4 protein-coding genes are annotated in these 6540 nt (G+C 46.4%); 3 read left to right on the plus strand and 1 reads right to left on the minus strand.

The genetic code is table 11. The features are described from left to right. Window positions 1-52: 52 nt before the first annotated feature. The 3 genes from NFR98_RS09715 (at window position 53) to NFR98_RS09725 (ending at window position 4731) form a co-directional block, all read left to right on the plus strand. Window positions 53-1381, plus strand: a complete 1329-nt coding sequence (locus tag NFR98_RS09715) for an NCS2 family permease (protein WP_014096891.1) — start codon at window positions 53-55, stop codon at window positions 1379-1381. A gap of 115 nt (window positions 1382-1496) precedes the next feature. After that, window positions 1497-2342 carry a glucose PTS transporter transcription antiterminator GlcT gene (glcT, locus tag NFR98_RS09720; RefSeq protein ID WP_251460035.1) on the plus strand — a complete coding sequence of 282 codons (846 nt, stop codon included), beginning with the start codon at window positions 1497-1499 and terminating at the stop codon, window positions 2340-2342. A 409-nt stretch (window positions 2343-2751) separates the two neighbouring features. After that, window positions 2752-4731 (plus strand): beta-glucoside-specific PTS transporter subunit IIABC, encoded by a 1980-nt coding sequence (locus NFR98_RS09725; protein WP_017551441.1) that lies wholly within the window; start codon window positions 2752-2754, stop codon window positions 4729-4731. 177 nt (window positions 4732-4908) lie between these two features. Here the strand turns inward: NFR98_RS09725 and NFR98_RS09730 are convergent, their stop codons facing one another. Next, window positions 4909-6159: a dicarboxylate/amino acid:cation symporter gene (locus tag NFR98_RS09730; protein WP_017551439.1), complete on the minus strand. Its 1251-nt coding sequence runs from the start codon at window positions 6157-6159 to the stop codon at window positions 4909-4911. Window positions 6160-6540 lie beyond the last annotated feature (381 nt).

Raw genomic sequence — 6540 nt, forward strand, 5'->3', positions numbered from 1 at the left:
ACGTTTTTCTGTTATGGCGAATTTGGAAATTCCACAGGAGGGATAAGGCAACATGAAGAACTATTTTGAGTTTGAAAAAATCGGAACAAGTTACCGCCAAGAATTTATTGGGGGACTGACAACCTTTTTGGCTATGGCCTATATTTTAGCCGTAAACCCGCTGACATTATCGCTTGCCAGCGTAAAGGGGCTTCCGGCTTCCATGCATATGGACCAGGGGGCTGTATTTGTGGCCACCGCCATTGCTTCCGCGATCGGTTCGATTGTGATGGGCCTTTTTGGGAAATATCCACTCGCGCTTGCGCCCGGTATGGGATTGAATGCCTTTTTTGCTTATACGGTCGTCCTGAGCTATAAAATTCCTTGGCAGCACGCACTTGCCGCTGTCTTTATTTCCGGTGTTTTCTTCTTTTTACTTACACTGACGGGCATCCGCGAAAAATTGATCAACGCCATTCCGATCCAGTTAAAACACGCGATCGGCGCAGGCATCGGCCTGTTCATCACATTTATCGGGCTGAAAGATGCCGGCATTATTGTCGGGGATGATGCAACGTTTGTCGCCTTGGGGGATTTGTCAAAAGGGCCTGTTCTGCTTTCCATTTTCGGGCTTGTGGTCACCGTTATTCTGATGACAAGAGGGATAAAAGGTTCCGTTTTTTACGGCATTATTCTTACAAGTATTGTCGGGATGATTTTTGGATTGTTGAAGGTGCCGCATCAAGTTGTCAGTTCGGTTCCAAGTTTAAGTCCGACGTTCGGCGCGCTGTTCAGTTCATTCGGGGACTCCTCTTTCTGGTCGGCGCAAATGATTGGTGCTATTTTAACGTTTTTCTTTGTCGACTTTTTTGATAATGCCGGAACGCTTGTGGCGGTTGCAAACCAGGCAGGGCTCATGAAAGACAACAAACTGCCGAATGCAGGACGGGCACTTGTGTCAGATTCCATTGCGACCATTATTGGGGCTGTGCTCGGGACTTCGACGACAACTTCCTTTGTCGAGTCTTCGTCAGGGGTTGCCGCAGGGGCAAGAACCGGTTTTGCTTCTCTTGTTACGGCCTGTTTCTTTATTTTATCGATCTTTTTCTTCCCGCTTTTATCAGTCATTACTACCAACGTCACAGCACCGGCGCTCATCATTGTCGGCGTGCTGATGGTATCGAACTTGCGTCATATTGAATGGGATAAATTCGAAATTGCCGTACCGGCTTTCCTTACATTGATTGCCATGCCGCTCACTTATAGCATCGCAACCGGGATTGCCATTGGTTTCATCTTTTATCCGATTACGATGATTGTAAAAGGAAGAATCAAAGAAATCCATCCGGTCATGTATTTCTTCTTTGTCGTCTTCTTACTGTATTTTATTTTCTTAAAATAGTGCCCAAAAAACTTGCAGAGCGCGCTCTGCAAGTTTTTTTATGGCGCTTGAAATTGAAAAACCGGCGCATTTCATTTAAACTAATCATATTGTACTATAGCCGAGGGGGATTGAAATGGAAGCTTTTATCGTTAAAAAAGTTTTAAACAATAATGTACTTGTTGCCTCCCACCCCCGCTATGAAGAAACGGTGTTGATTGGAAAGGGGATTGGTTTTAACCGAAAAAAAGGGGAGCCCATCCCGCAGGCATCCGCTGAAAAAATGTTTGTGCTGAAAAACGAAACAGAACAGGAACAGTATATGAAGCTGATTCCTTCTATTGATAATCAAACCCTTGAAGTGGTCATTTCGGCGATTGAAATGATCCGCAGCCGGGCGGATTCTCCTTTAAATGAACATATCCATGTTGCCTTGACAGACCATATTGCTTTTGCGATCGACCGGATCCGGAAAGGGCTGGCTGTCAAAAATCCGTTCGTTGCCGAAACGAAAATTCTCTATCCGCGCGAATACGAAATTGCCTGCGAAGTAGTGGATTATATCAATGAAGCAACGGACGTCTATTTGCCGGAAGGGGAAGCCGGGTTTATTGCCTTGCACATCCACAGTGCCGTAACGGATAAGCAACTTTCCGAATTAAGCCGGCATTCCCATCTGATCGGGCAGCTCATTTCCACGGTTGAGCATGAATTTAAAATGACTTTTGACAAAGACAGTATTCATTACATGCGCCTTGTCCGCCATTTGCGCTATACGATTGACCGCGTGCTGACGGGGGAAAAAGTGGAGGAGCCCGAGAAATTGAATCATTTTCTGCAACAGGAATACCCGCGGTGTTATAATCTGTCGTGGAAATTGATCAAAATCATGCAGCAAGCATTGCAAAAACCGGTGTACGAGGCAGAAGCCGTTTACCTGACGATGCATCTGCAGCGGATCCAATCCAAAATAGAATCATAAAAGGCCTCCTGATTATACATGGCATGCGTGATGAAAGGCTGAATAATGCCAAAACGCCGTCATTGTTCATGTCGGGATGCCAAATGCTTTTTTAATTTTTTTCTTGCAACTGGGATGCCCGCGGTGCTATAATTTGTCATGGAAATTGTGAATGATGCAGCAAATAGGAAAAACCGGTGTACGATGCAGCAGCCTTTATCCGGTAGCATGCGTCTGAAACGGGTTCCACATTAAAAATTAATCAAATGTTATCATAACGTGTTACTGATTCGATCAGGCATGAGTGAAAAAGATGCCGGGAGTGGCAGCCGCCACGGCCTTCCCGCTTTTTCCTCATGCCTTTTTATTTTCCCGGGGAATTGCTGCACGTCTGTTTCCGGAAACCATCATGATTTGAGGAGGATTTTGCATGGCAAAGAAAGATTACGCGCAGCTTGCTCGCGATATTGTGGCAAATGTCGGAGGGCCTGATAATGTAAAGTCGCTTGTGCACTGTGCCACCCGTTTGCGCTTCCGGTTAAAAGATACAGGCAAGGCAAACAAAGAAACGCTGGAAAGCTTGCCAAATGTCCTTACGGCGGTGAATGCAGGCGGACAGTACCAGGTCGTGATCGGGGATGAGGTCGTTCCAGTTTATAACGCCATTATGGATGAGTATCATTTTACGGCTTCCGATGCGGGGGCTGAAAACGATGCTTCGGCAGAAGAAAGCGAAGAAAAAGGCAATGTTTTCGACCGCTTTGTGGCAGTGCTTTCCGGTATTTTCACACCGTTTATCTCCGTCCTGGCCGGTGCCGGCGTTTTAAAAGGCGTTGCCATCCTTTTGGCAAATACTCATATCGTGTCTGAATCATCCGCCTGGTACAGCATCTTGGACGCGCTCGCAACCGGCGTGTTTACATTGCTGCCGATTTTTATTGCAATTACGGCGGCGGATAAGTTTAATACAAACCGGTTTATCTCTGTTGCACTTGCTGCCGCGATGATTTACCCGCTGACAGACAGCAGCATTCCGAAAATCGGCCACATTGCCGGGTACGCTATCAATTTTAAACAGTACGGCGGTGCGGTAATCCCGACCATTTTGGCCATTTGGATGATGAGTTATATTGAAAGATGGTTTAAGAAACATTTACCGGCTGTTGCCCAGCTTGTATTTGTGCCGTTTTTCACATTGCTTGTTGCCGGCGCCCTCACTTTTATCGTGATCGGCCCATTAGGCAATGCGATCGGCATGGGCCTTGCTTACGGCTATCAATACTTGTACAGCTTGAGCCCTGCTGTTGCCGGATTTATTCTGGCCGGGCTGTTCCAGGTGTTTGTCGTCTTCGGGCTGCACTGGGGAATTTTGCCGATCTCACTGATTAACATTCAAAACTACGGTTATGATACGCTGCTGGCGATGATGTTTGTTGCCGTCTTCGGACAGTTCGGTGCGGTGACAGGCGCGATTTTTAAAGCAAAAAAATCGAAAAACAGGGAAATCGCCGTTTCCGCTGCAATCAGTAACTTCTTTGGCATTACGGAGCCGGCGATATACGGCATCAATTTGAAATACAAAAAAGGTTTTATTTTCGGTTTGGCCGGCAGTGCGATCGGCGGCGCCATTGCCGGTTTTGCCGGTGTAAAAGCTTTCCAGTACACGCCGATTATGAATTTCTTTGAACTTCCGCTGTTTATCGGCAAAGGTTCAAGCGTTGCCATGGAAGCCGTTGCGGGTATTGCCGCATGGGCGATTGCATTCGTACTTGTATTGATTTTCGGTTTTAATGAAGAAAACAATGAAAAAATGCTCGCAAATGTCCAAATGGGCAAGAAAAGCCTGACGGAAAAGAAAACGGCAGCTGTGGAAAGCAAGATGGAATCGGGACAAAAAGAACTGCCGAAAGTGGATACGGCCGGCATGGAACTGAACGAAATTGTCTATAATCCGGTAAAGGGCCGCGTTGTTCCGTTAACCTCTGTGAATGACCCTGTTTTCAGCTCGGAAGCGATGGGGAAAGGGGTTGGCGTTGTGCCGGAAGAAGGAAAAGTGGCAGCCCCGTTTGACGGGCAAGTATCCGTTGCTTTTCCGACCGGCCACGCATACGGCCTGCAATCCGACCGCGGAGCGGAAGTATTGATCCACGTCGGCATCGATACCGTCAACTTAAACGGGGAACACTTCCATTCCAATGTAAAAGCCGGGGACCGCATCAGGAAGGGTGACGTACTCGGCACCTTTGACCCGGAAAAAATCAAAGAAGCCGGCTATGACACGACAACGATGGTGATCGTAACCAACACGATGGCATATGATGCAGTTGAACAAGCCGCAGTTGACGAAACATATGCGGACGAAGCTTTGCTGAATCTGTACAAAAAACAGGAAACAGCTGTGAAAAACTAATTTTGCGGGCAACCCTGAACAAAAAACCGCCGGGAAAATCATTTTCCCCGGCGGTTTTTCCATTTCCATAATGTTTTTTCTGAAACAGCGGTTCTTTTAAGAAACCGGCGGAAATCCGGCTCCTTCTCCGGCACTCCACGGCTTCCGCCTGAGAAACGGGCTGCCTGGTTCTTTCTTTTACTGCGTGCGGCTGAGCCAGTGTTTTCCTTCAACAAGCCGGGAAACGAGCATGGCGCTTACCGTGTTTCCGGTCGAATTTAAAAGCGTGGCCGGAACATCAATAATCGTACTAATTACTGCAATAATCGGAAGCGACTCCGGCGGGAATCCAAAAACGCTTAAAATCAGCATCTCCCCGATCATGCCGCCGCTTGGGATCGCCCCCATTACCGCGCCGACAAGAAATGCAACGGCAATGACAGCCAGCATATGGGGCAGGCTTGTCAAATCTTTCCCGAACAAGGTGAACAAAAAAACGATTTTCAGCACGCCGCCAAACACCGAGCCGTCCTTATGCGTGTTCGCGCCTAAAGGAATCACCGTTTCCGCGATGTCGGAAGGCACATGCATTTTTTGAACAGTTTCCAAATTAACCGGAATGCAGGCAGCACTTGAACAGGTAGCAATAGCCGTAACAGAAGGGGGGACCGCATTTTTCCAAAAAACTTTGATCCCCTCTGCCCCCCCGGCCATAAAGGCATATAAGGTAAAAAAGCCGAAAAAGTAAATGACCGTTAAGATCAGGTATAAACCAAACGAACGCGCATATCCTTCCAAAATTTGCGGGCCGAGTGTGCCGATGATGGAAGCGAAGTAACACCCGAGCCCGATTGGCGCATAATACATGATGATTTTAACAAATTTCATCATGACGGCTGTTCCCGATGCCAAAAAAGCAGCAACCGGCTTTCCTTTCTCCCCGGCCAATGTGGTAGCCAGGCCGAACAGAACGGAAAAAACAATCAGCTGAAGCATATTCGTTTTGGTAAATAAATTTGGAAAATCAGGCACTGTGAATGTTTGAACAAGCTGTTCGAGAAAAGACGGATTGGTGCCGCTTTGCCGGCTTCCGTCTGCTTTTGCCATCATCTGTTCTATGGCGGTTGTATCTGTATGCGCAAGCGGCTTGATGATGAAAGTGCCGCCAAAACCAATGATGGCTGCCAAGAGGGAAGTGCCAAGAAATACAAGAATGATGCTTCCTAAAATTTTGCCCAAACGGCCAAGACCGGCCATATTTGCGATGGCAGAAGAAATGCTGAAAAAGACAAGCGGAATAATAACCGTAAACATTAAATTTAAAAATAAATCCCCGAATGGCTTTACAACTTCTGCTTTTGAGCCTGCAACCACGCCCGCAATGCCGCCAATGATGATGGCAGCCAACAATATGGCAGTGGATTTGTAATTGCGAAAAAATGTTTTCAAAATCAACCTCTCCTTAATCGGAAAATGCATCGCTCCTACACGTTTTCATTTTCCACTGATAACAAAAAGAAGTCAATTTGATTTTGCCCAAAAGATCCCCGTGTGTCGGTCTTTTTGTTGGTAATTTGATGGATTGGGTTTGGAAAAAATTTCATGCCAATTTATATTGACTTAGGATAACACGGATGGTATGATAATAAAGCTGACTCGACAGGAACTGATAAATATTGGGAGTCTGATAAAAAAGATGTTGACAGCGAATTGATATTTTGATATAATAATTAAGTCGCTGTTAAGAACAGCAAAGATTGTTCCTTGAAAACTGGACAAAACGAAACGTCAAATTCTTTTTGAGCTTTTATCAAACATCTTTACTGAGAG

It is taken from the genome of Weizmannia agrestimuris (genome assembly GCF_943193165.1).
Lineage (GTDB): Bacteria > Bacillota > Bacilli > Bacillales > Bacillaceae_C > Weizmannia > Weizmannia faecalis.

Excerpts from the sequence above, each read along its gene's own strand:
- NFR98_RS09715 (WP_014096891.1), top strand. The coding sequence starts at position 53 with ATGAAGAACTATTTTGAGTTTGAAAAAATCGGAACAAGTTACCGCCAA.
- glcT (WP_251460035.1), top strand. The coding sequence starts at position 1,497 with ATGGAAGCTTTTATCGTTAAAAAAGTTTTAAACAATAATGTACTTGTT.
- NFR98_RS09725 (WP_017551441.1), top strand. The coding sequence starts at position 2,752 with ATGGCAAAGAAAGATTACGCGCAGCTTGCTCGCGATATTGTGGCAAAT.